This is a genomic window from Psychrobacillus sp. FSL W7-1457, assembly GCF_038593405.1.
In the GTDB taxonomy this organism is placed as follows: domain Bacteria; phylum Bacillota; class Bacilli; order Bacillales_A; family Planococcaceae; genus Psychrobacillus.
Genome location: NZ_CP151993.1, coordinates 3761933 through 3786909, shown reverse-complemented (window position 1 = coordinate 3786909; position 24977 = coordinate 3761933). Strand labels below are relative to the sequence as shown.

At 39.2% G+C, this 24977-nt stretch carries 40 protein-coding genes; all 40 read left to right on the top strand.

What is annotated here, in order from left to right; translation table 11 throughout:
- The first annotated feature begins 23 nt into the window (after nt 1-23).
- Nucleotides 24-785, top strand: a complete 762-nt coding sequence (locus NSQ95_RS18680) for an ABC transporter ATP-binding protein (protein ID WP_340881381.1) — start codon at nt 24-26, stop codon at nt 783-785.
- The gene (locus NSQ95_RS18675; RefSeq protein WP_340881384.1) at nt 775-2754 is read left to right on the top strand and encodes an ABC transporter permease; all 1980 of its coding nucleotides are present in this window, start codon (nt 775-777) and stop codon (nt 2752-2754) included. Before NSQ95_RS18680 ends, NSQ95_RS18675 begins: the two co-directional genes overlap by 11 nt.
- A 181-nt stretch (nt 2755-2935) precedes the next feature.
- Complete coding sequence (locus tag NSQ95_RS18670; protein ID WP_340881386.1) at nt 2936-4252, top strand: Na+/H+ antiporter family protein; 1317 nt, start codon at nt 2936-2938, stop codon at nt 4250-4252.
- A 378-nt stretch (nt 4253-4630) separates the two neighbouring features.
- Nucleotides 4631-4939, top strand: a complete 309-nt coding sequence (gene rpsJ, locus NSQ95_RS18665) for a 30S ribosomal protein S10 (RefSeq protein WP_042478628.1) — start codon at nt 4631-4633, stop codon at nt 4937-4939.
- Nucleotides 4940-4984: 45 nt separating this feature from the next.
- Nucleotides 4985-5614, top strand: a complete 630-nt coding sequence (gene rplC / locus NSQ95_RS18660; protein ID WP_144540976.1) for a 50S ribosomal protein L3 — start codon at nt 4985-4987, stop codon at nt 5612-5614.
- 26 nt (nt 5615-5640) lie between these two features.
- Nucleotides 5641-6264, top strand: coding sequence for a 50S ribosomal protein L4 (gene rplD / locus NSQ95_RS18655; protein WP_169359364.1), 624 nt, complete (start codon nt 5641-5643; stop codon nt 6262-6264).
- Nucleotides 6264-6548: a 50S ribosomal protein L23 gene (gene rplW, locus NSQ95_RS18650; protein WP_144512677.1), complete on the top strand. Its 285-nt coding sequence runs from the start codon at nt 6264-6266 to the stop codon at nt 6546-6548. The genes rplD and rplW overlap by 1 nt, the downstream gene beginning before the upstream one ends.
- A gap of 41 nt (nt 6549-6589) precedes the next feature.
- Nucleotides 6590-7420 carry a 50S ribosomal protein L2 gene (rplB, locus tag NSQ95_RS18645; RefSeq protein ID WP_169359362.1) on the top strand — a complete coding sequence of 277 codons (831 nt, stop codon included), beginning with the start codon at nt 6590-6592 and terminating at the stop codon, nt 7418-7420.
- A 60-nt stretch (nt 7421-7480) separates the two neighbouring features.
- Nucleotides 7481-7759 carry a 30S ribosomal protein S19 gene (gene rpsS / locus NSQ95_RS18640; protein WP_090567829.1) on the top strand — a complete coding sequence of 93 codons (279 nt, stop codon included), beginning with the start codon at nt 7481-7483 and terminating at the stop codon, nt 7757-7759.
- 20 nt (nt 7760-7779) lie between these two features.
- Nucleotides 7780-8124: a 50S ribosomal protein L22 gene (rplV, locus tag NSQ95_RS18635; protein ID WP_144540983.1), complete on the top strand. Its 345-nt coding sequence runs from the start codon at nt 7780-7782 to the stop codon at nt 8122-8124.
- 3 nt (nt 8125-8127) lie between these two features.
- Nucleotides 8128-8784, top strand: coding sequence for a 30S ribosomal protein S3 (gene rpsC, locus NSQ95_RS18630; protein WP_169359361.1), 657 nt, complete (start codon nt 8128-8130; stop codon nt 8782-8784).
- Between the two features lies 1 nt (nt 8785).
- The gene (gene rplP, locus NSQ95_RS18625; protein ID WP_144540987.1) at nt 8786-9220 is read left to right on the top strand and encodes a 50S ribosomal protein L16; all 435 of its coding nucleotides are present in this window, start codon (nt 8786-8788) and stop codon (nt 9218-9220) included.
- Nucleotides 9210-9410: a 50S ribosomal protein L29 gene (gene rpmC, locus NSQ95_RS18620; protein WP_053591325.1), complete on the top strand. Its 201-nt coding sequence runs from the start codon at nt 9210-9212 to the stop codon at nt 9408-9410. Before rplP ends, rpmC begins: the two co-directional genes overlap by 11 nt.
- An 18-nt stretch (nt 9411-9428) precedes the next feature.
- Nucleotides 9429-9692, top strand: a complete 264-nt coding sequence (rpsQ, locus tag NSQ95_RS18615; protein WP_169359360.1) for a 30S ribosomal protein S17 — start codon at nt 9429-9431, stop codon at nt 9690-9692.
- Between the two features lie 43 nt (nt 9693-9735).
- Complete coding sequence (rplN, locus tag NSQ95_RS18610; RefSeq protein WP_053591327.1) at nt 9736-10104, top strand: 50S ribosomal protein L14; 369 nt, start codon at nt 9736-9738, stop codon at nt 10102-10104.
- A gap of 36 nt (nt 10105-10140) precedes the next feature.
- Nucleotides 10141-10449: a 50S ribosomal protein L24 gene (rplX, locus tag NSQ95_RS18605; RefSeq protein ID WP_169359359.1), complete on the top strand. Its 309-nt coding sequence runs from the start codon at nt 10141-10143 to the stop codon at nt 10447-10449.
- A gap of 23 nt (nt 10450-10472) precedes the next feature.
- On the top strand, nt 10473-11012 hold the full coding sequence (gene rplE, locus NSQ95_RS18600) for a 50S ribosomal protein L5 (RefSeq protein ID WP_169359358.1): 540 nt from the start codon (nt 10473-10475) through the stop codon (nt 11010-11012).
- Between the two features lie 18 nt (nt 11013-11030).
- Complete coding sequence (gene rpsN / locus NSQ95_RS18595; RefSeq protein WP_169359357.1) at nt 11031-11216, top strand: 30S ribosomal protein S14; 186 nt, start codon at nt 11031-11033, stop codon at nt 11214-11216.
- A 30-nt stretch (nt 11217-11246) separates the two neighbouring features.
- Nucleotides 11247-11645: a 30S ribosomal protein S8 gene (rpsH, locus tag NSQ95_RS18590; RefSeq protein ID WP_169359356.1), complete on the top strand. Its 399-nt coding sequence runs from the start codon at nt 11247-11249 to the stop codon at nt 11643-11645.
- Between the two features lie 30 nt (nt 11646-11675).
- Complete coding sequence (gene rplF / locus NSQ95_RS18585) at nt 11676-12215, top strand: 50S ribosomal protein L6 (RefSeq protein WP_298472514.1); 540 nt, start codon at nt 11676-11678, stop codon at nt 12213-12215.
- A 30-nt stretch (nt 12216-12245) separates the two neighbouring features.
- Nucleotides 12246-12605, top strand: a complete 360-nt coding sequence (gene rplR, locus NSQ95_RS18580; RefSeq protein ID WP_169359354.1) for a 50S ribosomal protein L18 — start codon at nt 12246-12248, stop codon at nt 12603-12605.
- A 21-nt stretch (nt 12606-12626) separates the two neighbouring features.
- Complete coding sequence (rpsE, locus tag NSQ95_RS18575) at nt 12627-13127, top strand: 30S ribosomal protein S5 (RefSeq protein ID WP_144541001.1); 501 nt, start codon at nt 12627-12629, stop codon at nt 13125-13127.
- A 14-nt stretch (nt 13128-13141) separates the two neighbouring features.
- A complete protein-coding gene (rpmD, locus tag NSQ95_RS18570) occupies nt 13142-13324 on the top strand; it encodes a 50S ribosomal protein L30 (RefSeq protein ID WP_142538201.1) in 183 nt (60 codons plus the stop codon).
- Between the two features lie 32 nt (nt 13325-13356).
- Entirely contained in the window at nt 13357-13797 is a 441-nt protein-coding gene (gene rplO / locus NSQ95_RS18565) for a 50S ribosomal protein L15 (protein ID WP_169359353.1), read from the top strand.
- Nucleotides 13797-15089 (top strand): preprotein translocase subunit SecY, encoded by a 1293-nt coding sequence (gene secY / locus NSQ95_RS18560; RefSeq protein WP_169359352.1) that lies wholly within the window; start codon nt 13797-13799, stop codon nt 15087-15089. Before rplO ends, secY begins: the two co-directional genes overlap by 1 nt.
- 65 nt (nt 15090-15154) lie before the next feature.
- The gene (locus NSQ95_RS18555; protein ID WP_169359351.1) at nt 15155-15808 is read left to right on the top strand and encodes an adenylate kinase; all 654 of its coding nucleotides are present in this window, start codon (nt 15155-15157) and stop codon (nt 15806-15808) included.
- 452 nt (nt 15809-16260) lie between these two features.
- On the top strand, nt 16261-16479 hold the full coding sequence (infA, locus tag NSQ95_RS18550) for a translation initiation factor IF-1 (RefSeq protein WP_016429904.1): 219 nt from the start codon (nt 16261-16263) through the stop codon (nt 16477-16479).
- Nucleotides 16480-16517: 38 nt separating this feature from the next.
- The gene (gene rpmJ, locus NSQ95_RS18545) at nt 16518-16631 is read left to right on the top strand and encodes a 50S ribosomal protein L36 (protein WP_003247619.1); all 114 of its coding nucleotides are present in this window, start codon (nt 16518-16520) and stop codon (nt 16629-16631) included.
- A 23-nt stretch (nt 16632-16654) separates the two neighbouring features.
- The gene (gene rpsM / locus NSQ95_RS18540; protein ID WP_090567879.1) at nt 16655-17020 is read left to right on the top strand and encodes a 30S ribosomal protein S13; all 366 of its coding nucleotides are present in this window, start codon (nt 16655-16657) and stop codon (nt 17018-17020) included.
- Nucleotides 17021-17045: 25 nt separating this feature from the next.
- Nucleotides 17046-17435, top strand: coding sequence for a 30S ribosomal protein S11 (rpsK, locus tag NSQ95_RS18535; RefSeq protein WP_169359350.1), 390 nt, complete (start codon nt 17046-17048; stop codon nt 17433-17435).
- 136 nt (nt 17436-17571) lie between these two features.
- Nucleotides 17572-18516, top strand: coding sequence for a DNA-directed RNA polymerase subunit alpha (locus NSQ95_RS18530; RefSeq protein WP_169359349.1), 945 nt, complete (start codon nt 17572-17574; stop codon nt 18514-18516).
- Nucleotides 18517-18568: 52 nt separating this feature from the next.
- Nucleotides 18569-18949, top strand: a complete 381-nt coding sequence (rplQ, locus tag NSQ95_RS18525; RefSeq protein WP_169359348.1) for a 50S ribosomal protein L17 — start codon at nt 18569-18571, stop codon at nt 18947-18949.
- A 325-nt stretch (nt 18950-19274) separates the two neighbouring features.
- Nucleotides 19275-20123, top strand: coding sequence for an energy-coupling factor ABC transporter ATP-binding protein (locus tag NSQ95_RS18520; RefSeq protein WP_169359347.1), 849 nt, complete (start codon nt 19275-19277; stop codon nt 20121-20123).
- Nucleotides 20099-20974: an energy-coupling factor ABC transporter ATP-binding protein gene (locus NSQ95_RS18515; protein ID WP_342560045.1), complete on the top strand. Its 876-nt coding sequence runs from the start codon at nt 20099-20101 to the stop codon at nt 20972-20974. The genes NSQ95_RS18520 and NSQ95_RS18515 overlap by 25 nt, the downstream gene beginning before the upstream one ends.
- Nucleotides 20968-21765, top strand: a complete 798-nt coding sequence (locus NSQ95_RS18510) for an energy-coupling factor transporter transmembrane protein EcfT (RefSeq protein WP_169359345.1) — start codon at nt 20968-20970, stop codon at nt 21763-21765. Before NSQ95_RS18515 ends, NSQ95_RS18510 begins: the two co-directional genes overlap by 7 nt.
- A 14-nt stretch (nt 21766-21779) precedes the next feature.
- Nucleotides 21780-22526, top strand: coding sequence for a tRNA pseudouridine(38-40) synthase TruA (gene truA / locus NSQ95_RS18505; RefSeq protein ID WP_342560044.1), 747 nt, complete (start codon nt 21780-21782; stop codon nt 22524-22526).
- Between the two features lie 171 nt (nt 22527-22697).
- Complete coding sequence (rplM, locus tag NSQ95_RS18500) at nt 22698-23135, top strand: 50S ribosomal protein L13 (RefSeq protein WP_151112062.1); 438 nt, start codon at nt 22698-22700, stop codon at nt 23133-23135.
- A 22-nt stretch (nt 23136-23157) separates the two neighbouring features.
- The gene (gene rpsI, locus NSQ95_RS18495; protein WP_144512714.1) at nt 23158-23550 is read left to right on the top strand and encodes a 30S ribosomal protein S9; all 393 of its coding nucleotides are present in this window, start codon (nt 23158-23160) and stop codon (nt 23548-23550) included.
- A gap of 299 nt (nt 23551-23849) precedes the next feature.
- Entirely contained in the window at nt 23850-24272 is a 423-nt protein-coding gene (locus NSQ95_RS18490; protein WP_340881403.1) for a GNAT family N-acetyltransferase, read from the top strand.
- Between the two features lie 191 nt (nt 24273-24463).
- Complete coding sequence (locus NSQ95_RS18485; protein ID WP_342560043.1) at nt 24464-24967, top strand: GNAT family N-acetyltransferase; 504 nt, start codon at nt 24464-24466, stop codon at nt 24965-24967.
- Nucleotides 24968-24977 lie beyond the last annotated feature (10 nt).

The following is a 24977-nucleotide window of genomic DNA, read 5'->3' as shown; positions in this document are numbered from 1 at the left end:
TAATAAAAGGTAGGAGGTAGACCATGGTAATTTTAAGAGGTCGCAAGATTAAAAAAGTATTTGGTAAAAAATCTAATACTCAAGAAGTATTAAAGGATATTGACATAGAAGTTCGAGAAGGAGAGTTTGTTGGAATTATGGGACCTTCGGGTTCAGGGAAAACAACGCTATTAAATGTCTTAGCTTCCATTGATAAAGTTACATCTGGATTAATCGAGATTAACAATAATAATCTTCAAAAAATGAAAGAACAGAAGCTTTCCAAATTTAGAAGAGAACAGTTAGGTTTTATCTTTCAGGATTATAATTTGTTGGATACACTAACAGTTAAAGAAAATATTTATCTACCATTATCTGTAGGAAAATCCTCTAAGAGCGAGGGGGAGGAAAAGATAAGGGAGATTACAACTCTGTTAGGAATTGAAGATATTTTAAACAAATATCCTAATGAGATATCTGGTGGTCAAAAGCAACGAACATCGGCGGCAAGAGCACTAGTTGGTAATCCTTCAATTGTATTTGCAGACGAGCCCACTGGAGCTTTAGATTCTAAATCGGCTACGGCGTTGTTAAGTAATCTAGAAAAAATAAACAAAGAAAAGAAAGTTACGATTATGATGGTAACGCATGACTCTGTAGCTGCGAGCTTTTGTTCACGTGTTCTATTTCTAAAGGACGGTCAAATATACTCGGAGTTGTATAAAGGTGATAAGGATCGCAAGCAATTTTTCCAAGAGATTATGAATACCCAAGGTGTATTAAGTGGTGATGGCTATGACGCTTAATCAATTGGTTCTAAGAAGTATGAGGAAAAATATAAAGAGTTATTATCTTTATGTCTTTGCTTTAGTCTTCAGTGTTTCATTATATTATTCCTTTGTCACATTACAGTATAATCCCGCAATCGTTAATGAAATCGGGACTGGAAGATCAGCAGCTGCATTAGAAACAGCTTCCTATTTATTATTATTTATTGTAACTTTCTTTGTACTCTATGCTAATAAGCTTTTTATGAACAGACGGAGCAAGGAAATAGGTTTGTACCAGCTAGTCGGAATGTCCAAGAGCCTAGTGGCTAGACTAATAGCAATAGAGAACATTATTCTCTGGTTCAGTGCGATTGTCATTGGTGTATTAGTAGGTTTACTTTCCTCAAGAATATTTGTAATGATTCTCTTAAAAATAGTAGAAAAGGATGCATTTGTCGAGCTCTCATTTTCTATAGAAGCACTAATGACTACTGTAGTTGTTTTCTCCGTACTATTATTGATAGTTATTCTACAAACTGCAATAAGAATCAAAAGAGTAACTCTGCTAGCTCTCATTACAACTACTGCAGTCGCAGACGAGCGAGTCAAAAAGTTTAATGCCTTTCAGATGTTTTTAGGATTTATAGGGTTGATTTCTATAGGATATGGCTATTATTTATCGACGACACTGTTAGATTTGGATAACTTACCATCTGCTAATGTACTGTTATTCAAAATGGTTTCTATCCTTGCTTTAACGATTGGCGGAACCTATTTTGTATTTCGATTCTCGGTAGCATTAATCTTAAATTTTGTAAGAAAAAGTAAAAAAGGTTTACTGTCTATTCAAGATGTATTGTCTTTATCCACAATCATGCACCGAATGAAAGCCAATGCCATGTCTCTGACTACTATTACAGTATTGTCAGCGACTACGCTAGCAATATTAACATTAACCTATATCTCTTACTATTCCACGGACTCAGTGGCAAAAGAGGCAGTACCTTATGATTATATAATGTATGAGGATACTGGCTTCGAATTGGTAGAGGAATTTGATAAAGAAGGTATTCAATATACCAGGTATGATATAGATTTACTAGAGGTTCCAGCAGATGTTCGCCCATTATTAGTCAAGGAGTCTGCATTAAATAAAAATTTATCCACCGAGCTAGGTATACAGGTTGTAAGCCTAAAGGCGATTCAAAATAAGCTTCCTAATATTCAATTACAAGAAGGGGAAGGCTATATACTGGGTTATGATAGTTTGAGTGCAGAAAACATAAGAATAGAATCACAAAAACCAATCCAGTTCAATACTTCAACAGGTAAAGAGGAAATATTTATTAAAGAAGTGATAGAAGATCGGTTAGTACCTGATTATCATAATTATGGTTTATTTACAGTTGTAGTGTCCGATTCTTTTTTTCAAAAGCTACTTAATGACCCTCTTACTGTGAATCAAAAAATAGTTGGTATGGACTTGAAGGAAGAAAATCAACTAATAAAGGCACAAGAAGTATTTGAAGCAAATAAAGTGTCAGTGGAAATACCTATTCCAGGTAATGACCGAGCAACAAACACAGTCAGTGTAGAATCTCAGGAAGATTATCGTATAAAGATGTTAGATTCACTTGGAATGACTATTTTTATAAGTGGATTTTTAGGCTTAGCGTTTTTAATAGCTACGGGTAGTATTCTGTACTTCAAGCAAATGTCTGAGGCGGATGAAGAGAAAGGTACCTATAAAGTTTTACGAAAAATGGGCTTCACTACTAATGAAATTATGAGTGGGATCCGACGTAAGCAGCTGTTCAACTTCGGCTTTCCATTAATCATAGGGTTAGCACACAGTTATTTTGCAGTAAAATCGGGGTGGGTTTTGTTTGGCACCGAGTTGGTAGCTCCACTATTGATCACGATGGGTATATATATTGTTCTATACTCTATCTTTGCAATTCTTTCTGCAGGGTACTATCGAAAAGTAGTTAAAGCTGCTTTATAAAGAAAAAGAAAAAGCTTGGTTTCCAATTGGAAGTCAGGCTTTTTTTATATAGAAGCTAGTGGGCCACTGTAAAATGCTTGGATGTTAACTATTGGCATAGTTTATTCTATTGACAATATGGAAAAAAGAATATAAACTTCTATCATGTTAGCAATCTAGTGTGTGAAAGTGAGTGTGTAAAATGAATGCAGTACTAATTGCAGTTGCAGTTATGTTAGTTCTGAGTCTACTTCGTATAAATGTAGTATTCTCATTGATTATAGGAGCATTGGTAGGGGGCCTCACAGCAGGCTTATCGGTCGCAGATACGATAAAAGCGTTCACGGATGGATTAGGTGCTGGAGCTACAATAGCGCTTAGCTACGGGCTTTTAGGAGGCTTTGCGGTGGCTATCTCCAAGACAGGAATACCAGAGCTATTAGTAGCAGCTATTCTCAAGCTTGTAAAAAGAGAAGGAGATTCCCAGAAGACTGGTCTAGCTAAGACGTTAATATTCTTGTTATTACTGATGATGGCTATATTCTCGCAAAATTTAATACCAATCCATATCGCATTTATCCCATTATTAGTTCCGCCAATTTTGAAAGTACTAAATATGCTTCAGATTGACCGTAGATTGATTGCAACTATTTTAGCGTTTGGATTGATTACACCATACATGTTGTTGCCATATGGTTTCGGTGCAATCTACCAAGAGATCGTGGCTACTCAGATGGGGCTATCTGGTCTAGCAATCAATTTAGATGATATTCCTCGAGCAATGGTAATACCGGCGCTAGGAATGGTGGCAGGATTAGTTATGGCGTTTGTATTATATAGAAAGCCAAGACAATACAAACAACAGGAAGTTGCTGTAGAGGAATTACAATTGAACGTTAAAAAGAGTAGTGTATTTTTCACTATTATTTCATTGATTGCTGCCTTGTATGTTCAGATTGAAACAGACTCAATGATAGCTGGGGCTTTAGCGGGTATTACTGTACTGTATATCACAGGAGCTTTAAAATGGAAGGAAGCGGACCTCCTATTAACTGAAGGTATGAGAATGATGGCTTTTGTAGGTTTTGTCATGATTACAGCAAATGGGTTTGCTTCTGTGATCAATGCAACTGGTGATGTAGAAAATTTAGTAGAAGCTTCAGCGGAGTTGCTTGCAGGTAACGTCAGCTTAGCCGTACTCATTATGTTAGTCATTGGGTTAATCGTAACAATGGGCATAGGATCTTCGTTTGCAACTATTCCTATCATTGCAGCTATTTTTGTTCCTCTAGGATTAGAGTTAGGATTAAGTACTATGGCGATTATAGCCCTGGTAGGAACAGCTGGTGCATTAGGAGATGCCGGCTCCCCCGCATCTGATTCAACGCTGGGTCCGACCGCGGGATTAAGTGTAGACGGTCAGCACAATCATATTTGGGATACTTGTGTGCCTACGTTCATTTGCTACAATATCCCGTTAATCATTTTTGGTTGGTTTGGAATTGTATATATACTATAGAAGAGAGAGCTCCTTAGTGAGCTCTTTTTCTTTTGAATAGAAGAAGGTAATTTGTCTCTTGCATGATGACACTTGTGGAACAAGGGATAAAGGAATTTCTACCATTCATTTCATTTGTATTTTTAGTGATAATTTTATATACTAGAAAACGGCTAAAAAATGTATTGTTTAAATGAATATATATAAAGTTGAAGCATATAAAAAGAATTTGAGAAAAAGACTTGCATATTCTATTTTTATTGGATATAATGTTGAATGTTGGTCTTTGACTGCGATGAAACGAGAGGTTACCGACACACCCGGCCGCTTTGCCATGGCGAGTGTACGGAAAATTTTCGTGGAGAATGTCTAGAAAATAGGCGAAAAGGAGGGAAAATAATGGCAAAACAAAAAATTCGTATTCGTTTAAAAGCGTATGATCACAGAATCCTGGATCAATCTGCTGAGAAAATTGTAGAAACTGCTAAACGTTCAGGTGCAAGTGTATCGGGTCCGATTCCACTTCCGACTGAAAGATCTGTGTATACGATTCTTCGTGCTGTTCATAAGTATAAAGATTCTCGTGAGCAATTCGAAATGCGTACGCATAAACGTCTTATCGATATCGTTAACCCAACACCACAAACTGTTGATGCGTTAATGAAGCTTGACTTACCATCTGGCGTTGATATAGAAATCAAACTTTAATGGTAAAAGATAAAAAACAACAAATTATTATAGGAGGTGTGACGGATGACCAAAGGAATCTTAGGTAGAAAAATCGGTATGACGCAAGTATTTGCTGAGAACGGTGACTTAATCCCTGTAACAGTTATTGAAGCTACTCCAAACGTAGTACTTCAAAAGAAAACTGCTGAGACAGACGGATACGAAGCAATTCAGTTAGGTTTTGAAGATAAGCGCGAAAAGCTTTCTAACAAACCAGCTAAAGGACACGTAGCCAAAGCTAGCACCGCTCCTAAGCGCTTCATCCGCGAATTCCGCGGCTTGGATACAGCTAATTACGAGGTTGGTCAAGAAGTCAACGTAGAAAGTTTTGCAGAAGGCGATGTAATTGATGTAACAGGTATTACTAAAGGTAAAGGTTTCCAAGGTGTTATTAAACGCCACGGACAATCTCGTGGACCAATGGCCCATGGATCTCGTTACCACCGTCGTCCAGGTTCAATGGGGCCAGTTGCTCCGAACCGTGTATTCAAACAAAAGAAATTACCTGGTCAAATGGGTGGGCACACAGTAACAATCCAAAACTTACAAATCGTAAGAGTGGATGCTGAACGTAACCTACTATTAGTAAAAGGTAATGTTCCTGGTTCTCGTAAATCACTAGTAGTTGTTAAGGCTGCTATTAAATCGAAATAATTCTCTGAAGAAAGGAGGAAACAGGAATGACAAAGGTGTCTTTATTCAATCAAGCAGGATCTTCTGTTGGTGAAATCGAGTTAAACGATAAAGTTTTCGGAATTGAACCAAACGAATCTGTGCTATTTGAAGCTATCATTTCTCAACGTGCTTCACTACGTCAAGGTAATCATAAAGTGAAAAATCGTTCTGAAGTAGCTGGTGGTGGTCGTAAACCATGGAAGCAAAAAGGAACAGGTCGTGCTCGTCAAGGTTCGATCCGCTCTCCACAATGGCGTGGTGGTGGTACTGTATTCGGTCCAGTTCCACGTAGCTATAGCTATAAATTACCTAAGAAAGTACGTCGTCTAGCTCTTCTTTCAGCTCTTTCATCTAAAGTGCGTGAAGAAAGCATTGTAGTACTTGAAGGTTTAGCATTTGATGCTCCAAAAACAAAAGAATTCGTGAAAGTGTTAACTAACCTTTCAATCAATAAAAAAGCGTTAGTAGTAACTGCTGATTTAGATGAAAACGTAGCATTAGCTGCTCGTAACATCCCTGGAATCACAGTTGTGTCTGCAACAGGCATTAACGTTTTAGATTTAGTTGGTCACGATAAATTAGTGATGACTAAAGCTGCAGTAGAAAAAGTAGAGGAGGTGCTTGGATAATGGAAGCACGTGATATTATTAAACGTCCGGTCATTACCGAGCGTTCTTCTGAAGTAATGGCAGATAAAAAGTACACTTTCGAAGTGGACACTCGCGCTAACAAAACTCAAGTTAAATATGCAGTAGAAGAAATCTTTGGAGTAGATGTTGAGAAAGTTAACATCATGAACTACAAAGGTAAATTCAAACGCGTAGGTAAATTTGGTGGTTATACTAACAAACGTCGTAAAGCGATTGTTACATTAACTCAAGACAGCAAAGAAATCGAGTTATTCGAAATTTAATCCTTATATAAGGAATTAATAATCAAGAAGGAGGGAATAAAATGGCGATTAGAAAGTATAAACCAACGACAAACGGACGTCGTAACATGACTTCACTTGATTACGCTGAAATCACAACGAACAAGCCTGAGAAATCACTACTTGCTCCTGTTAAGCGTAAAGGCGGCCGTAACAATCAAGGTAAAATTACTGTTCGTCATCATGGTGGTGGACACAAACGCCAATACCGCGTAATTGATTTCAAACGAAACAAAGACGGTATTCCAGCACGTGTTGCTACTATTGAATATGATCCAAACCGTTCTGCAAACATCGCATTAGTAAATTATGCTGATGGGGAAAAACGCTATATCCTAGCTCCTAAAGGCTTAGAAGTGGGAATGACAATCGTGTCAGGACCAGAAGCTGATATTAAAGCAGGTAATGCACTTCCATTGCAAAACATCCCTATGGGTACTACTATCCATAATATCGAAATGAAACCTGGTAAAGGTGGTCAGTTAGTTCGTTCTGCTGGTACATCTGCTCAATTACTAGGTAAAGAAGGTAAGTACGTTATCGTACGTTTACAATCTGGTGAAGTACGTTTAATCCTAGGAGTTTGCCGCGCTACTATCGGTGAAGTAGGAAACGAACAACACGAACTTGTAAACATCGGTAAAGCAGGTCGTAATCGTTGGTTAGGTAAACGCCCAACTGTACGTGGATCTGTAATGAACCCGAACGACCATCCACATGGTGGTGGTGAAGGACGTACTCCAATCGGACGTAAGTCTCCAATGTCTCCATGGGGTAAACCAACTCTTGGATACAAAACTCGTAGCAAGAAAAACAAATCCGACAAACTTATCATTCGTCGTCGTAAAAAATAAAGTGGTTTTACTACGGTTCAAAGAACGAGCCGTGGTGCAATCACGGAGGGAGGTTTCAGCATGGGTCGTAGCTTGAAAAAAGGACCTTTCGCAGACGATCATTTATTGAAAAAGGTCGATGCACAAAAGGATTCTGAGAAAAAACAAGTGATTAAGACTTGGTCTCGCCGTTCAACAATTTTCCCAACTTTTATCGGGTTAACTATCGCTGTATATGACGGACGTAAACATGTTCCTGTATACGTGACTGAGGATATGGTAGGTCATAAACTAGGCGAGTTTGCACCAACACGCGCTTATAAAAGTCATGGTGCAGATGATAAGAAAACAAGACGCTAATTTGAGAGGAGGTCATTCAAATGTCACAAGCAAAAGCTATTGCTAAAACAGTGCGCATTGCTCCTCGTAAGGTAAGATTAGTCGTTGATTTAATCAGAGGTAAGCAAGTTGGCGAGGCAGTTGCAATTTTACAACTTACACCAAAAGCAGCATCACCTGTTGTTGAGAAAGTTTTAAAATCTGCTATTGCGAACGCAGAGCACAATTATGATTTAGATATTAACAACCTAGTTGTTTCTGAAGTATTTGTTGATGAAGGTCCAACACTAAAACGTTTCCGTCCACGTGCGATGGGTCGTGCAAGTGCTATCAACAAACGTACAAGCCACATCACGGTAGTGGTATCTGAGAAGAAGGAGGGATAATTCGTGGGTCAAAAAGTTCATCCAATAGGATTGCGAGTTGGGATCATTCGTGACTGGGAGTCAAGATGGTACGCTGGCAAAGACTATGCAAACTTACTTCATGAAGATTTAAAAATTCGTAAGTACATTGAAACTCGTTTAAAAGATGCATCTGTTTCTACAGTAGAAATCGAGCGTGCTGCTAAACGTGTAAACATTACAATTCACACTGCGAAACCAGGAATGGTAATCGGTAAAGGTGGTACTGAAGTCGAAGCACTTCGTAAACACTTAAACGATATCACTGGCAAGCGTGTACACATCAACATCGTAGAAATTAAAAGAGCTGACCTTGATGCTAAATTAGTAGCAGAAAGTATCGCACGTCAATTAGAAGGCCGCGTATCTTTCCGTCGTGCTCAAAAACAAGCAATTCAACGCACAATGCGTTCTGGCGCTAAAGGTATTAAAACTCAAGTATCTGGACGCTTAGGCGGAGCAGACATCGCGCGTGCTGAACATTACAGCGAAGGAACTGTACCACTTCATACACTACGTGCAGATATTGATTATGCACATGCTGAAGCTGACACAACTTATGGTAAGTTAGGCGTTAAAGTATGGATCTATCGTGGTGAAGTCCTTCCAGTTAAGAAGAACTCTGAGGAAGGAGGCAAATAATATGTTAATGCCTAAACGCGTTAAATATCGTCGCGAACACCGTGGGAAAATGCGTGGTGAAGCAAAAGGCGGTAAAGAAATAGCTTTCGGTGAATTTGGTTTACAAGCAACTGAAGCTAGCTGGATTACAAGTCGTCAAATTGAATCAGCTCGTATTGCTATGACACGTTACATGAAACGTGGCGGTAAAGTATGGATTAAAATATTCCCGCATAAACCTTATACGAAAAAGCCTCTTGAGGTTCGTATGGGATCCGGTAAAGGTGCTCCTGAAGGTTGGGTAGCAGTCGTTAAACCAGGGAAAATTATGTTTGAAATTGCTGGCGTATCTGAAGAGGTAGCTCGCGAAGCATTGCGCTTAGCGTCTCATAAGCTTCCTATTAAGTGTAAAATAGTTAAACGTCAAGAAATTGGTGGTGAATCTAATGAAAGCTAATGACATCCGTGAACTTACTACTGCAGAAATAGAACAAAAGGTAAAATCACTGAAAGAAGAGCTTTTCAACCTTCGCTTCCAATTGGCGACTGGTCAATTAGAAAACACAGCTCGCATTCGTGAAGTTCGTAAAGCGATTGCACGTATGAAAACTGTAATTCGCGAAAGAGAAATCAGTGCAAACAACTGATAAAGGAGGTTTTCAGGCATGACTGAGCGTAATCAACGCAAAGTATACACTGGCCGTGTAGTTTCTGACAAAATGGATAAAACAATCACTGTTTTAGTTGAAACACATAAAAAACATAAATTATACGGTAAACGTGTTAAATATTCTAAGAAATTTAAGGCTCATGATGAGCAAAACGTAGCCCAAATCGGCGATATCGTCCGTATTATGGAAACTCGTCCGCTATCAGCTACAAAACGTTTCCGTTTATTGGAAGTTGTAGAAAAAGCGGTTATTATCTAATAATAAATTCGGAACTACTAATTTCCGGAGGGAGGTAACCTAAGTGATCCAACAAGAAACTCGTATGAAAGTTGCAGACAACTCAGGTGCACGTGAAGTTTTAACAATAAAAGTACTTGGTGGTACTGGACGTAAAACTGCTAATATCGGCGATATCGTCGTATGTACAGTTAAGAAAGCAACACCAGGTGGCGTTGTCAAGAAGGGTGACGTAGTTAAAGCTGTTATCGTTCGCACTAAAAGCGGCGTACGCCGTAAAGACGGAACTTATATCAAATTTGATGAAAACGCGTGCGTTATTATCAAAGACGATAAAGGACCGCGTGGAACTCGTATTTTCGGACCTGTTGCGCGTGAACTACGTGACAGCAACTTCATGAAAATCGTATCTTTAGCTCCAGAAGTTCTTTAATTATCATGAAAGTGCCAATCAAGGAGGTGCGACAGAATGCATGTTAAAAAAGGCGACAAAGTAATGGTGATCTCAGGTAAAGACAAAGGGAAAACAGGTGTTATCCTAACTGCTTACCCTAAGAAAGACCGTGTTTTAGTTGAAGGTGTAAACATCATCAAAAAACACATTAAGCCCAACCAAGCTAATCCGCAAGGAGGAATTGTAAGCCAAGAGGCTGCAATTCACGTATCGAATGTTATGTTAATCGACCCTAAAACTGGCGAGCCGACTCGCGTAGGTTATAAAGTAGAAGATGGCAAAAAAGTTCGTGTTGCGAAAAAATCTGGTGAAATTATTAAATAAGTAAAGAGAAAGGAGGTACACACATGAACCGCCTAAAAGAAAAGTATCTTAAGGAAGTTTCTCCTGCTCTAATGAGCAAGTTTGAATATAGTTCAGTAATGCAAGTTCCTCAAGTTGATAAAATTGTTATCAACATGGGTGTGGGTGATGCTGTATCTAATACAAAAGCACTTGATGCTGCTGTTGAAGAATTACAAATTATTTCAGGTCAAAAACCTGTAGTTACGAAAGCTAAAAAATCGATCGCTGGATTCCGTCTACGTGAAGGTATGCCAATCGGTGCAAAAGTTACTCTACGTGGTGAGCGTATGTACGACTTTTTGGATAAATTAATCTCTATCTCACTTCCTCGTGTACGTGACTTCCGCGGTGTTTCTAAAAAAGCATTCGACGGTCGCGGTAACTACACTCTAGGAGTAAAAGAGCAATTAATCTTCCCTGAAATCGATTATGATAAAGTTTCGAAAGTACGCGGTATGGACATCGTAATTGTAACAACTGCGAACTCTGACGAAGAAGCTCGTGAGTTATTAACACAGTTCGGTATGCCATTCCAAAAGTAAAATAAGGGAGGCGAAAACGTGGCTAAAAAATCAATGATCGTTAAACAACAACGTACGTCAAAGTTCAAAGTGCAAGAGTACACACGCTGCGAGCGTTGTGGTCGTCCGCACTCTGTATATCGTAAATTTAAGCTTTGCCGTATTTGTTTCCGTGAACTTGCATACAAGGGACAAATTCCTGGCGTTAAAAAAGCAAGCTGGTAATCCCCTATAACTGGGAAGGAGGTAAATGTAATGACAATGTCAGATCCAATTGCAGATATGCTAACACGCATTCGTAATGCTAACATGGTTCGTCACGAGAAATTAGAAGTTCCTGCTTCAAACATGAAAAAGGAAATCGCTGAAATTTTAAAACGCGAAGGTTTCGTACGTGATGTTGAATATGTAGAAGATAGCAAACAAGGAATCATCCGCATCTTCTTAAAATATGGTCAAAATGACGAGCGCGTTATTACTGGTTTGAAACGTATTTCAAAACCTGGTCTACGCGTTTACGCTAAAACAAACGAAGTACCTAGAGTATTGAACGGTTTAGGAATTGCTTTAGTTTCTACTTCAAATGGTTTATTAACAGATAAAGAAGCTCGCGCTAAACAAGTTGGCGGAGAAATCGTAGCTTACGTTTGGTAATAATCAACAAACGAATGGAGGTGCAACAAAATGTCTCGAGTAGGTAAAAAACCAATAGAGGTTCCTGCTAACGTTACAGTTACAGTTAACGCTGATAACTCTGTGATCGTTAAAGGACCAAAAGGTGAATTAACAAATTCTTTTAACCAAGATATCAAGATTGAACAAGAAGGTAATGTTATTACTTTAGTTCGTCCTTCAGATTCTAAAGAACACCGTACAATCCATGGCACAACTCGTGCTTTATTAGCAAACATGATTACTGGTGTTTCTGAAGGATTTGCACGTGGACTTGAATTAGTTGGGGTTGGTTACCGTGCACAATTACAAGGTAAGAAACTTGTACTTAACGTAGGGTACTCTCATCCAGTTGAATTCACTCCTGAAGATGGACTTGAAGTTGAAGTTCCTTCTAATACAAAAATTATCGTTCGCGGTATTAACAAAGAACGCGTTGGTGCATTAGCATCTAACATCCGTCAAGTTCGCCCACCTGAGCCTTACAAAGGTAAAGGTATTCGCTATGAAGGTGAAGTTGTACGCCGCAAAGAAGGTAAAACAGGTAAATAATGCATTGCGCATTAGAAAGGAGTGACTACTGTGATTACGAAACAAGACAAAAATCAAGTTCGTAAGAAACGTCATGCACGTGTTCGTACAAAAATCACGGGTACTACTGAACGTCCTCGTTTAAATGTATTCCGTTCTAATAAACACTTATACGCTCAACTTATCGATGATACACAAGGTGTAACAATCGTAAGTGCATCAACTATGGACAAAGATTTCAATGGAACAGCTGGAAACGTTGAAGCTGCTAAATTGATCGGTGAAACAATCGCTAAACGCGCTACTGAAAAGAACATTAAATCTGTTGTATTCGACCGTGGCGGTTACTTATATCATGGACGTGTTAAAGCTTTAGCTGAAGCTGCACGTGAAAACGGCTTAGAATTTTAAGAAGAAGGAGGGACATATTTCATGCGTGGTATTGACCCAAACAAACTTGAACTTGAAGAACGCGTAGTAACAATTAATCGTGTTGCTAAAGTTGTAAAAGGTGGACGTCGTTTCCGCTTTACTGCATTAGTAGTAGTTGGAGACAAAAACGGACATGTAGGATTTGGTACTGGGAAAGCTCAAGAGGTTCCTGATGCTATCCGTAAAGCAGTTGAAGATGCGAAGAAAAATCTAATCGAAGTACCAAGAGTTGGCGGAACTACTCCTCACCAAGTAATTGGTCGCTTTGGAGCTGGATCTATTCTAGTTAAACCAGCAGCACCAGGTACTGGAGTTATCGCTGGAGGACCAGTTCGTGCGGTTCTTGAGTTAGCTGGTATTACTGATATTCTATCGAAATCACTTGGATCTAACACACCAATTAACATGGTTCGTGCTACAGTACAAGGTTTAAATCAACTAAAACGTGCTGAGGACGTTGCTAAATTACGTGGTAAATCAGTAGAAGAACTGTTAGGATAAGGGGGGAAATTACAATGGCAACTAAATTAGAAATCACCCTTACTAAAAGCTTGATTGGTACTAAACCAAATCAACGCAAAACAGCAGAAGCTCTTGGATTACGTAAACTTCATCAAACAGTTGAGCACCAAGACAACGCCGCTATCCGCGGAATGGTTGGCAAAGTAGCTCACTTAGTAACTTTGAAAGAAATTTAAGGTTTATTTTAAGAATAAGGAGGTGCCACCATATGAAACTTCATGAGTTAAAACCAGCAGAAGGATCTCGTTCTACACGTAACCGCGTAGGTCGTGGTATCGGTTCTGGTAACGGTAAAACTGCAGGTAGAGGTCATAAAGGTCAAAATTCTCGTTCAGGCGGAGGAGTACGTCCAGGATTTGAAGGGGGTCAAAACCCTTTATTCCGTCGTTTACCAAAACGTGGATTTACTAACATCAACCGTAAAGAATATGCAATTGTAAACCTTGACACATTAAATCGTTTCGAAGAAGGCACAGAAGTTACACCTGCTCTATTAATAGAAACAGGTGTTGTGAGTAACGAAAAGTCTGGTATTAAGATCTTAGGTAATGGAACTCTTGAGAAGAAACTATCAGTAAAAGCTCACAAATTCTCTGCAACAGCAAAAGAAGCAATCGAGAATGCTGGCGGACAAACAGAGGTGGTTTAATGTTTCAGACAATCTCCAACTTTATGCGTGTGAGAGATATTCGAAATAAAATCATTTTTACATTATTGATGCTAATCGTGTTTCGTATTGGGACATTTGTTCCAGTACCTCACGTTAATGCAGATGTATTAAAGCAAACAGATGAACTAGGTTTAATCGGTTTCTTAAATACATTCGGTGGTGGAGCTCTTGCTAACTTTTCTATTTTAGCAATGGGTATCATGCCATACATTACGGCATCAATCATCGTTCAGTTGTTACAAATGGACGTTGTTCCGAAGTTTACTGAGTGGGCAAAACAAGGAGAAGTCGGAAGACGGAAACTTGCTCAATTCACTCGATACTTCACAATTGTGTTAGCTTTTATCCAAGCGATCGCCATGTCATACGGTTTCAACCAAATGTATAGTGGTTCTTTGATAAAAGACGATGGTATTCTAACGTATCTAACTATTGCGGTTGTATTAACTGCCGGTACTGCATTTTTAATGTGGTTAGGTGAACAAATCACTGCTTCAGGCGTTGGTAATGGTATTTCTGTCATTATCTTTGCAGGTATCGTTGCTGCTATCCCTAACGGAGTTAACCAATTGTATGCTCAACAAATCCAAGATGCTGGTGATGCATTATTCATCAACATCGTGATTATCATCTTGCTTTTATTGGCAATCATTGCTGTTACAGTAGGAGTTATTTATATTCAACAAGCGTTGCGTAAAATTCCTATTCAATATGCAAAACGTGTTGCTGGTTCTTCACAAACTGGAGGCCAACAAACACATTTACCTTTAAAAGTTAACGCTGCGGGAGTTATCCCAGTAATCTTTGCATCTGCGTTCCTTATGGCTCCGCAGTCTATCATTTTGTTCTTTGGTGAAAACAAAACAACAGAATTTATTAGAAACACGCTAGATTACACACAGCCAGTTGGTATGATCATCTATGTTGCTTTGATAGCTGCCTTTACTTATTTCTACGCATTCATTCAGGTGAATCCGGAAAATGTAGCAGATAACTTGAAAAAGCAAGGTGCATATATTCCAGGGATTCGTCCAGGAATAAACACACAAGATTACTTAACAAGCGTTTTATACCGTTTAACTTTTGTTGGAGCTATTTTCTTAGCAGTAATCTCTATTATGCCTCTATTATTTGTAAAGTTTGCTGGTTTACCACAATCGATACAAATTGGCGGAACAAGTCTGCTTATCATTGTTGGGGTAGCCCTTGAAACAATGAAACAATTAGAATCCCAATTAGTTAAACGTCACTATAAAGGCTTTATGAAATAATGTCGGTTTTTAGGAACGATAAGAGTTCCTAAAAATCAACAAATAGTCCTGGGGGGCATTTTCGTATGAATATCGTTTTAATGGGTCTGCCTGGTGCTGGTAAAGGCACTCAAGCAGATAAAATTGTTGAGAAGTACGCAATCCCTCATATTTCTACAGGCGACATGTTTCGTGCAGCTATTAAAGAAGGCACGGAGCTTGGTTTAAAAGCAAAATCGTTTATGGATCAAGGTGCATTAGTACCCGATGAAGTTACGATTGGTATTGTTCGTGAAAGATTAAGTAAACCAGATTGCGATCAAGGATTCCTATTAGATGGCTTCCCGCGTACGGTTCCTCAAGCTGAAGCATTAGATGCTTTACTTTCGGATCTAGGGAAATCTATTGAGCATGTGCTTAATATTCAAGTAGAACAAGAAGAATTGATTAAACGTCTAACAGGTCGTCGTATTTGTAAAGAATGCGGCACTGCTTATCATCTACTGTTCAACCCACCTGCTAAGGAGGGTGTTTGTGACAAAGATGGAGGAGAGCTTTATCAACGTGCGGACGATAATCCCGAAACGGTGACGAACCGTCTGGAAGTAAATATGAAGCAAACACAACCTTTGCTTGATTTTTATGAGAACAAAGGTGTTTTAAGTAATTTAGATGGCCAGCAGGATATTAAAGTAGTATTTGCTGACATCGATGCTCTGTTACAGGGCAACCGCATCTAAAGCCCGGTGCCCGTCGCAGACGACTGAATATCCGGGTAGTATGCAAAGAACGTAAACGTTTTTTTCGAGAGCTGCAAAAGCATATTGCGCCCGGTATACGAACTGGATGATTTTAAAATGTGTTAACAGCGAGGACCCCCTAGTCCACGTGCATTTTGATTTCTGAAAGGGTATAATGGGTTTCGTGGAAAGCATTAATCGAACGGGTACTATGGAACTCATCCAACACATTCGTACGAACATGTTGACATGAGGGAGACAGGTTTCTACCAGTCAGTCTACTCGGTGGATTGCGTTAAACGAAACCTTACGAGTGTCTTTCGAACATCTCTCATGATTTCCAAACATATGCTTAAAACGAATAGTTTCGTTTATTTTGAGGCTATACTACAGCAAATTACGTTTGATTATTGTTGAGAACCTGATTTGTATATAGAAGGGAGACAGGGTTGATGGCGAAAGATGATGTAATTGAAGTCGAAGGAACAGTTGTTGAGACTTTGCCAAACGCGATGTTTAAGGTAGAATTAGAAAACGGTCATACGATACTTGCGCATGTATCGGGTAAAATTCGTATGCACTTTATCCGCATTTTACCTGGAGATAAAGTCACAATTGAACTTTCTCCTTACGATTTAACTCGCGGTCGTATCACGTACCGTTTTAAATAAATCTTTTGCACTCCGGACTACTAAGGAGGTTGGGTTAGATGAAAGTGAGACCATCTGTGAAGCCGATCTGCGAAAAATGTAAAGTAATTCGCCGACGCGGTAAAGTAATGGTAATCTGTGAAAATCCTAAACACAAACAAAGACAAGGATAATAAGAAGGAGGTGCACGACACATATGGCACGTATTGCTGGTGTTGACATTCCACGCGATAAACGCGTTGTTATTGCATTAACATATATTTTCGGAATTGGTAAAACTACGTCACAAAAAGTACTAGCGGAAGCTGGGATCTCTGAAGAGACTCGCGTTCGTGATTTAACTGAAGACGAGCTTAACAAAATCCGTGAACAAATCGGTGTATACAAAGTAGAAGGTGACCTTCGTCGTGAAGTATCACTAAACATTAAACGTCTGATGGAAATCGGTTCATTCCGAGGAATCCGTCATCGTCGCGGCTTACCAGTACGCGGACAAAACACGAAGAACAATGCTCGTACTCGTAAAGGTCCACGTAAAACAGTAGCTAACAAGAAAAAATAATCGGTAAAGGAGGTTTCTTCTTAACATGGCACGTAAACAACAAACACGTAAGCGTCGTGTGAAAAAGAATATCGAATCCGGTATTGCTCACATTCGCTCAACATTTAACAACACTATTGTGACTATAACAGACATGCAAGGTAATGCAATTTCTTGGTCAAGTGCTGGAGCTCTTGGATTCAGAGGTTCTCGTAAATCTACTCCATTCGCTGCACAAATGGCTGCTGAAACTGCTGCTAAAACTTCAATGGAACATGGTTTAAAAACTTTAGAAGTAACTGTAAAAGGTCCTGGTGCTGGTCGTGAAGCGGCAATCCGCGCACTACAAGCTGCAGGTCTAGAAGTTACAGCAATTAAAGACGTAACACCAGTACCACATAATGGTTGCCGTCCACCAAAACGTCGTCGCGTTTAATAGGTGATCCTCAATATGTTTGAGAACATCATTTATTGTACAGACTGAGGTTGTGCAACACAGCAATCAGTTAAACGATCGAATTCATGATGGAAAGAACCTATACATTCGATGTTTTGAGGGAGGGTAAATTGGAATGATCGAAATTGAAAAACCAAAGATTGAAAGTGTAGAAATCAGCGAAAGTGCCAAATTTGGTAAATTTGTTGTAGAACCGCTTGAACGTGGCTATGGAAATACTTTGGGTAATTCTTTACGTCGTATCCTTCTGTCTTCTTTACCAGGAGCTGCAGTTACTTCTATTCAAATCGATGGCGTTTTACACGAGTTTTCAACTATTGAAGGCGTTGTGGAAGATGTAGCATCTATTATTATGAATGTGAAAAAGCTAGCTCTTAAAATCTACTCTGATGAAGAAAAAGTCATAGAGATAGATGTTAAAGGAGAAGGAACGATTACAGCAGCTGACATTACTCATGACAGCGACGTGGAGATTTTAAATCCTGAGCTTTATATTGCTACAATCGGCAAAAATGGTCATTTCCGTATGCGTATGTACGCAGGGAGAGGCCGTGGCTACACTCCTGCTGATCAAAACAAACGTGAGGATCTTCCTATCGGCGTAATCCCGATCGACTCTATTTATACTCCAGTTTCACGCGTTAATTTTCAAGTGGAAAACACTCGTGTTGGGCAAATGTCTAACTACGATAAATTAACTCTTGATGTGTGGACAGATGGCAGCACCGGTCCAAAAGAGGCGATTTCTCTTGGAGCAAAAATACTAACAGAGCACTTGAACATTTTTGTAGGGATGACAGATGAGGCACAAACTGCTGAAATCATGGTCGAAAAAGAAGAAGATCAAAAAGAAAAAGTTTTAGAGATGACTATTGAAGAACTTGATCTTTCTGTTCGTTCTTATAACTGCTTGAAGCGCGCAGGTATTAATACAGTACTTGAGCTAGCTAGCAAGTCAGAAGACGACATGATGAAAGTAAGAAACCTTGGACGTAAATCTTTAGAAGAAGTAAGAGCTAAGTTAGATGAGCTTGGCTTAGGATTACGTAAAGAAGACTAAGCGAATTTTGATATAGCTAGATATGAATATTCACCAAAGGAGGGAAACATCCATGGGTTACAGAAAACTTGGACGTACAAGTTCTCAACGTAAAGCGATGTTACGTGACTTAACGACTGATCTAATTATTCATGAGCGTCTTCAAACAACTGAAGCACGTGCAAAAGAATTACGTTCTGTTGTTGAAAAAATGATCACTTTAGGTAAACGCGGAGACTTGCATGCTCGTCGTCAAGCAGCTGCTTATATTCGTCGTGAAGTAGTTACTACTACAAACGAAGAAGGCGAAGAATCAACAACTTTTGCTTTGCAAAAATTGTTTGATGATGTTGCACCACGTTATGCAGATCGCCAAGGCGGTTACACTCGTATTATGAAAGTTGGACCTCGTCGCGGAGACGGAGCACCAGTTGTAGTAATTGAGTTAGTTTAATTTAATGGATCAGTCGTTTGATCGATTGCTAAATTAAAATCCAAAGCTGAAGAGGGATGTTGGTGTTGCTACCACCCTCTTCTTTTTTCAAACAGATTTATACGACATTATAAAAGCAGAGTGTTATGATGAGCGGACTTTCATTAGTGGCGTCTCGTCTAGCTCTACGCACCTCATTTTCTGACTGGTCTTGAGCAACCAGTCAAGAAATAAGTTATAGAAGAGCGCATTTCTCCAAATGAGGTGCGCGCTTTTTTAATTTGTCCATAAAATTTGTTAGGATAGAGTTAAGCCGAGCAGAGTTTAGTTAAGGGAGGTTAAGTGGTTGAAAAAAGAAATTATATCCTTACAGAATGTAACTTTTACATATGCTGAAGAGGAGTCTATTATACGGCCAGCTATACATAATGTATCATTTTCTATTAAGGAAGGTGAATGGGTCGCCATTGTAGGTCATAATGGTTCTGGTAAATCGACGTTAGCCCGACTAATGAATGGTCTTCTATTTCCTCAGGAGGGAACAGTACGTGTTTTTGGTGACTCCTTGTCACAAGACAATCTTTGGGAAACAAGATCGAAAATGGGGATGGTTTTTCAAAATCCTGATAACCAATTCGTCGGGGCTACTGTTCAGGATGATGTAGCATTTGCCCTTGAGAATAACGGAATCCCCTTTGAGGAAATGGTAGAACGAGTTAGACATTCGCTAGCAAAGGTCAATATGCAAGATTTTATGAATAGCGAACCTCATCATCTATCCGGCGGTCAGAAGCAAAGAGTGGCGATAGCAGGCGCTATTGCTATGCAACCTCGAATCTTACTGTTAGACGAAGCAACCTCTATGTTAGACCCGCAAGGAAAGGAAGAGGTGCTAACGACTGTCAGACAGTTAAGAGAAGAAACAGATTTAACTGTTATCTCCATCACCCATGATTTAGAGGAAACATTGCTTGCGGATAGAGTAATAATGATGAATCAAGGAGAAAAGTATGTGGAGGATACTCCTAAAGGGATTTTTGAACGCGGTCAAGAATTGGTGGATTTAGGTTTAGATTTACCTTTCGCCATGAAAATGTCCAAGCTCCTAAAAGCTGAAGGGATATCCCTAACTGCAGAACATATGACAGAAGAAGAGTTGGTGAATGATTTATGGACATCATACTTCAACAAGTAAGCTACGCCTATGCTAAAGATACGCCCTTTGAAAAGAGGGCCCTGTTTAGCGTAAACATGCATATTTTATCTGGCTCTTATCAAGCAATTATAGGGCATACAGGGTCGGGCAAATCAACTGTATTACAGCACTTGAATGCATTGTTAAAGCCTACGGATGGCACAGTTAAAATAGGAAACGTAGAAGTGAAGGCAGATAAGAAAAATAAGCAGCTACGCTCGGTCAGACAAAAGGTAGGCATTGTTTTTCAATTTCCAGAGCATCAATTATTCGATGAGACTGTTCTGAAAGATATTATGTTTGGGCCTATGAATTACGGAGTATCAGAGGCAGAAGCCAAAGCTCGGGCCATCGAATTAATTCGACTATTAGGTCTACCAGATGAAGTCATGGATAAGTCTCCATTTGATTTATCAGGAGGCCAAATGAGACGAGTTGCTATAGCTGGGGTTCTGGCAATGAACCCAGATGTCCTTGTGTTAGACGAGCCTACTGCAGGACTTGATCCTAGAGGCCGGAAAGAGATTATGGACCTCTTCTATCAAATCCATCAAGAGACGGGGCTCACGACCATCCTCGTGACGCACAGCATGGAGGATGCAGCTAGATATGCAGATCAAATAGCAATAATGCATAAAGGGAAATGTGTAGTTCAGGGGACTCCAGAAGAAATATTTCAAAATGAAACTCAATTAAGGGACTACCAGCTAGAGCTACCTCAAACAGTAAAGTTTCAGCGGAAGCTAGAACAAATGATTGGCAGAAGGCTACCGAACCTTTGCTTAACGGAGGAAGTGTTAGCGAAAGACTTGGCACACCTGTTAAAGGAAGGGTGTGAGGATGAATGTTAGAAAAAATGATTTTTGGAAGATATATTCCCGGAGATTCGTTTATCCATCGTTTAGATGCTCGAGCTAAACTAATCTTTGTTTTTCTTTTTATTGCCGTAGTTTTCATCGCAAATAACTGGATTACATATGGGATATTAGTGTTATTTACTTTTTTAATCATTCGTATGTCCAAAATTAGATTATACTTTTTAATCAATGGATTAAAGCCGGTCGTTTTTCTAATTATCTTTACGTTCCTGCTGCACATGATATTTACCCGAGAGGGCGCTATTATTTTCGAATGGAAGTTTATAAAGATTTATGAAGAAGGCTTGAAGCAAGGGATATTCATATCTATTCGTTTCTTCGTCCTTGTTATACTAACGTCCATTCTAACGCTCACTACAACCCCTATATCGATTACAGATGCTTTAGAGATACTTCTGAATCCACTAAAGAAATGGAAGCTCCCAGTGCATGAATTAGCGCTTATGATGTCAATCTCTTTAAGGTTCATCCCAACACTTATGGATGAAACCGACAAGATTATGAAAGCACAGATGGCTAGAGGGTCGGATATGACGTCGGGAAGTATGAAGCAGCGCATGAATGCTATTGTACCGCTGCTCATTCCACTATTTGTGAGTGCATTTAAGCGAGCAGAAGATTTAGCAACAGCTATGGAGGTTCGCGGATATAAAGGTGGAGAAGGAAGGACGAGATATCGCAAGCTTGAGTGGAGAAAGAAGGATACGTCGATTTTAGTCGTTCTTGTTCTACTGGCTGCTATACTTGTTTATTTTAGACAGTAAATGGAGGTAACCGTATGCGTTTAAGAGCTGTAATAAGCTATGACGGGAGTCAATTTTCGGGTTATCAAATCCAACCGGGAAAAAGAACCGTACAGTTAGAGCTTGAACGAGTTCTACAAACAATCCATAAAGGAGAGCTAGTAAAGGTAGTAGCAAGTGGACGAACGGATGCTGGAGTTCATGCTACAGGGCAGGTAATCCATTTTGATAGTCCCTTTACTTTATCTATGGACAGCTGGAGAACTGCTTTAAATGTTCAACTTCCAAAGGATATCCGAATACTTTTCGTAGAGGAAGTGGCTGCTGACTTTCATGCTAGATATCATGCAGCGGGTAAAACGTATCGTTATAAATGGTCGCTTGAGGAGATTCAAAGTCCCTTTGAGCGTAACTATACGGTCCATGTAGACAGATATAAGCCTAACGTAGAATTGATGAAGGAAGCTTCCATTCACCTTTTAGGAACACATGATTTTTCAAGCTTCTGTGCATCTAAAACTAGTGTGAAAGATTTTATTCGAACGGTACGATCGATAGACTTTGAATGGAAAGAAGAATCTAATCAACTGCATATGGTGATTAACGGCAGTGGTTTTTTATATAATATGGTCCGAATTATTGCAGGTACTTTATGGGAAGTGGCAATAGGAAAAAAAAATGTAGACGAGCTACCGGGAATTCTTCAATCTTGCGATAGAAAAAACGCTGGGAAAACCGCTCCAGCACACGGTTTATACCTAGAAAAAGTAGAGTATTCATGATATAGCAACTTTTCCAGGTGTTTATGGAAAAATACTTGACTATTAAGCAACGGCGGGTTATGATGATGTATGGTATTTTCATTAGCCCCACAATATAAGCCCCGAAACTTATTGTTATGAGGATATAGAAAATTATAGATCGATTATGATTGAATTAGGAGGACAAAATACATGCGTACAACATTCATGGCTAAAGGTCACGAAGTAGAACGTAAATGGTTAGTTATCGACGCTGAAGGCCAAACTCTTGGTCGTCTTGCTTCTGAAGTAGCAGCTATTTTACGTGGAAAAAACAAACCAACATTCACACCGAATGTTGACACTGGTGATCATGTGATCATTATCAATGCAGAAAAAATTCATTTAACTGGGAACAAGTTAAACGACAAAATTTACTACCGTCACACTCAATTTGCTGGTGGACTTAAACAACGTACTGCTTTAGAAATGCGTACTAAGTACCCAACAAAAATGATCGAATTAGCGATCAAAGGAATGCTTCCTAAAAACACTTTAGGTCGTCAAATGTTCGGAAAACTTCACGTTTACGCTGGAGCAGAACATCCACATGCAGCACAACAACCAGAAGCATTTGAGCTTCGCGGATAATAATTAAGAGGAGGACATACACTTGGCACAAGTTCAATATATCGGCACTGGTCGCCGTAAAAGCTCAGTAGCACGCGTACGTTTAGTACCAGGCGAAGGAAAAATCGTTATCAACAAACGTGACGTAGAAGATTACGTACCATACGAAACTTTACGTGAAATCATTAAACAACCATTAGTAACTACTCAAACTTTAGGTAGCTACGATGTTCATGTAAACGTTAATGGTGGTGGATTCACAGGTCAAGCAGGAGCAATCCGTCACGGTATTGCACGTGCACTACTTACAGTAGATCCTGATTTCCGTCCAGCTTTAAAATCAGCAGGATTCTTAACACGTGACCCACGTATGAAAGAACGTAAAAAACCAGGACTTAAAGGCGCTCGTCGTGCACCTCAGTTCTCAAAACGTTAATATCGAATTTACAACCCTTTCCCAATTTGGGAGAGGGTTTTTTCGTGGAAAAATAAAGGTTAGCGCAGTGGGCAGGTATGGACGAATGCTAAGAGTTTAAAGATGTAGATTATAAATTAGAGACAAAAAAATATTTGTTTATATACTGACCACAACACAGTAGAGTCAGATGCTCGTGAAATAGCTCCGGCGAAATCTTGTAATATTTTATTTCTAAGGAGTTGTTTTATTTAAAAAAAAGACTAGGTAATTTATATAAGTTAAAATGGAACAAAGAATGTGGCGAGGAGGATGTTGGTATGGAAATTTTAAAACAATGGAATCAGGCGGATAGTGATTATATACGACAAAAGGTTATTGAGCATAATATGGCTAATGTTCCCGAAGAAGTGAAGCACCCGAAACAACAGATCAGTTACATATTGCGTAATGAAAATCAAAAAATTCTCGGAGGAATTACAGGGACAGTTTTTTGGTACCACCTCCATATAGACTTTCTATGGGTGGATGACTCATTGAGAGGGCAGGGTCACGGTAAAGAGCTGCTAACAAGGATAGAAGAATATGCGATAGAACATAGCTGTAAGCTTATACAATTAGATACCTTTAGCTTTCAAGCGCCGAATTTTTATAAAAAATTTGGTTACGAAGAAATTGGGATCGTGGATGATTTTCCTACGAAGGATAGTAAACAATATTACTTAGTAAAAAAGATAGGTTAACAAGAAAGGTAGATTGGGTCTTCGGCACCTCAATCTACCTTTTTATCGCAATGGAAAAATTTATTACCTGGGAAATTATTATTTAATAACAAATTATTAAGAATAATTTATCTTCTACCGAAATAGTGATTGTAGCATAAATTGCGAAGGTGTATATTAAGTTAGCAATTATACATATTGGAGGTGGGGAAGTGTTTTCATCTGAACGATTAATATTCCGTTCTTATACAGAGGATGACTTTAAGTTTCTATATTCGATGCTGTCGGATGAGAAAATGATGAGATTTATAGGGAGTGGAAAGCCAAGAAATCGGAAGGAATCGGTAAATTTCTTACTATGGATATTTCAACATTATGAGCTAAACAAGGAATATGGATTAAAGCTACTCGTCCGTAAAACGGATGGAGTACCTATTGGGCATGCGGGAATTGTCCCACAGGTGATAGAGGGTAGAGAAGAACTAGAAGTTGGTTATTGGATTGCTAGAGAGCATTGGGGAAATGGTTATGCAAGTGAAGCGGCAAGATCTTTGTTAGAAAGAGGGTTGAGTCAGCTAGGAGAAGATAGATTTATATCGCTTGTTCAGAAGGGAAACCTAGCATCTAGGAAGGTAGCAGAGAAAACAGGTATGAGACTAGTAAAAGAAATAATCTTGGGCGACAAGCAAGTTTGCTTATATGAATACGAAAAATAGAGAGAAGCAG

Excerpts from the sequence above, each read along its gene's own strand:
- infA (WP_016429904.1), top strand. The coding sequence starts at position 16,261 with ATGGCGAAAGATGATGTAATTGAAGTCGAAGGAACAGTTGTTGAGACT.
- rplC (WP_144540976.1), top strand. The coding sequence starts at position 4,985 with ATGACCAAAGGAATCTTAGGTAGAAAAATCGGTATGACGCAAGTATTT.
- rplB (WP_169359362.1), top strand. The coding sequence starts at position 6,590 with ATGGCGATTAGAAAGTATAAACCAACGACAAACGGACGTCGTAACATG.
- rplV (WP_144540983.1), top strand. The coding sequence starts at position 7,780 with ATGTCACAAGCAAAAGCTATTGCTAAAACAGTGCGCATTGCTCCTCGT.
- secY (WP_169359352.1), top strand. The coding sequence starts at position 13,797 with ATGTTTCAGACAATCTCCAACTTTATGCGTGTGAGAGATATTCGAAAT.
- rpsQ (WP_169359360.1), top strand. The coding sequence starts at position 9,429 with ATGACTGAGCGTAATCAACGCAAAGTATACACTGGCCGTGTAGTTTCT.
- NSQ95_RS18510 (WP_169359345.1), top strand. The coding sequence starts at position 20,968 with ATGTTAGAAAAAATGATTTTTGGAAGATATATTCCCGGAGATTCGTTT.
- rplQ (WP_169359348.1), top strand. The coding sequence starts at position 18,569 with ATGGGTTACAGAAAACTTGGACGTACAAGTTCTCAACGTAAAGCGATG.
- rpsE (WP_144541001.1), top strand. The coding sequence starts at position 12,627 with ATGCGTGGTATTGACCCAAACAAACTTGAACTTGAAGAACGCGTAGTA.
- NSQ95_RS18675 (WP_340881384.1), top strand. The coding sequence starts at position 775 with ATGACGCTTAATCAATTGGTTCTAAGAAGTATGAGGAAAAATATAAAG.
- rplW (WP_144512677.1), top strand. The coding sequence starts at position 6,264 with ATGGAAGCACGTGATATTATTAAACGTCCGGTCATTACCGAGCGTTCT.
- rpsS (WP_090567829.1), top strand. The coding sequence starts at position 7,481 with ATGGGTCGTAGCTTGAAAAAAGGACCTTTCGCAGACGATCATTTATTG.
- rplF (WP_298472514.1), top strand. The coding sequence starts at position 11,676 with ATGTCTCGAGTAGGTAAAAAACCAATAGAGGTTCCTGCTAACGTTACA.
- rpsK (WP_169359350.1), top strand. The coding sequence starts at position 17,046 with ATGGCACGTAAACAACAAACACGTAAGCGTCGTGTGAAAAAGAATATC.
- NSQ95_RS18530 (WP_169359349.1), top strand. The coding sequence starts at position 17,572 with ATGATCGAAATTGAAAAACCAAAGATTGAAAGTGTAGAAATCAGCGAA.
- rpsM (WP_090567879.1), top strand. The coding sequence starts at position 16,655 with ATGGCACGTATTGCTGGTGTTGACATTCCACGCGATAAACGCGTTGTT.
- rpmD (WP_142538201.1), top strand. The coding sequence starts at position 13,142 with ATGGCAACTAAATTAGAAATCACCCTTACTAAAAGCTTGATTGGTACT.
- rplO (WP_169359353.1), top strand. The coding sequence starts at position 13,357 with ATGAAACTTCATGAGTTAAAACCAGCAGAAGGATCTCGTTCTACACGT.
- rpmJ (WP_003247619.1), top strand. The coding sequence starts at position 16,518 with ATGAAAGTGAGACCATCTGTGAAGCCGATCTGCGAAAAATGTAAAGTA.
- NSQ95_RS18490 (WP_340881403.1), top strand. The coding sequence starts at position 23,850 with ATGGAAATTTTAAAACAATGGAATCAGGCGGATAGTGATTATATACGA.
- rpsH (WP_169359356.1), top strand. The coding sequence starts at position 11,247 with ATGACAATGTCAGATCCAATTGCAGATATGCTAACACGCATTCGTAAT.
- rpmC (WP_053591325.1), top strand. The coding sequence starts at position 9,210 with ATGAAAGCTAATGACATCCGTGAACTTACTACTGCAGAAATAGAACAA.
- rpsJ (WP_042478628.1), top strand. The coding sequence starts at position 4,631 with ATGGCAAAACAAAAAATTCGTATTCGTTTAAAAGCGTATGATCACAGA.
- rplP (WP_144540987.1), top strand. The coding sequence starts at position 8,786 with ATGTTAATGCCTAAACGCGTTAAATATCGTCGCGAACACCGTGGGAAA.
- rplD (WP_169359364.1), top strand. The coding sequence starts at position 5,641 with ATGACAAAGGTGTCTTTATTCAATCAAGCAGGATCTTCTGTTGGTGAA.
- rplX (WP_169359359.1), top strand. The coding sequence starts at position 10,141 with ATGCATGTTAAAAAAGGCGACAAAGTAATGGTGATCTCAGGTAAAGAC.
- NSQ95_RS18555 (WP_169359351.1), top strand. The coding sequence starts at position 15,155 with ATGAATATCGTTTTAATGGGTCTGCCTGGTGCTGGTAAAGGCACTCAA.
- rplE (WP_169359358.1), top strand. The coding sequence starts at position 10,473 with ATGAACCGCCTAAAAGAAAAGTATCTTAAGGAAGTTTCTCCTGCTCTA.
- NSQ95_RS18670 (WP_340881386.1), top strand. The coding sequence starts at position 2,936 with ATGAATGCAGTACTAATTGCAGTTGCAGTTATGTTAGTTCTGAGTCTA.
- rplM (WP_151112062.1), top strand. The coding sequence starts at position 22,698 with ATGCGTACAACATTCATGGCTAAAGGTCACGAAGTAGAACGTAAATGG.
- truA (WP_342560044.1), top strand. The coding sequence starts at position 21,780 with ATGCGTTTAAGAGCTGTAATAAGCTATGACGGGAGTCAATTTTCGGGT.
- NSQ95_RS18515 (WP_342560045.1), top strand. The coding sequence starts at position 20,099 with ATGGACATCATACTTCAACAAGTAAGCTACGCCTATGCTAAAGATACG.
- NSQ95_RS18680 (WP_340881381.1), top strand. The coding sequence starts at position 24 with ATGGTAATTTTAAGAGGTCGCAAGATTAAAAAAGTATTTGGTAAAAAA.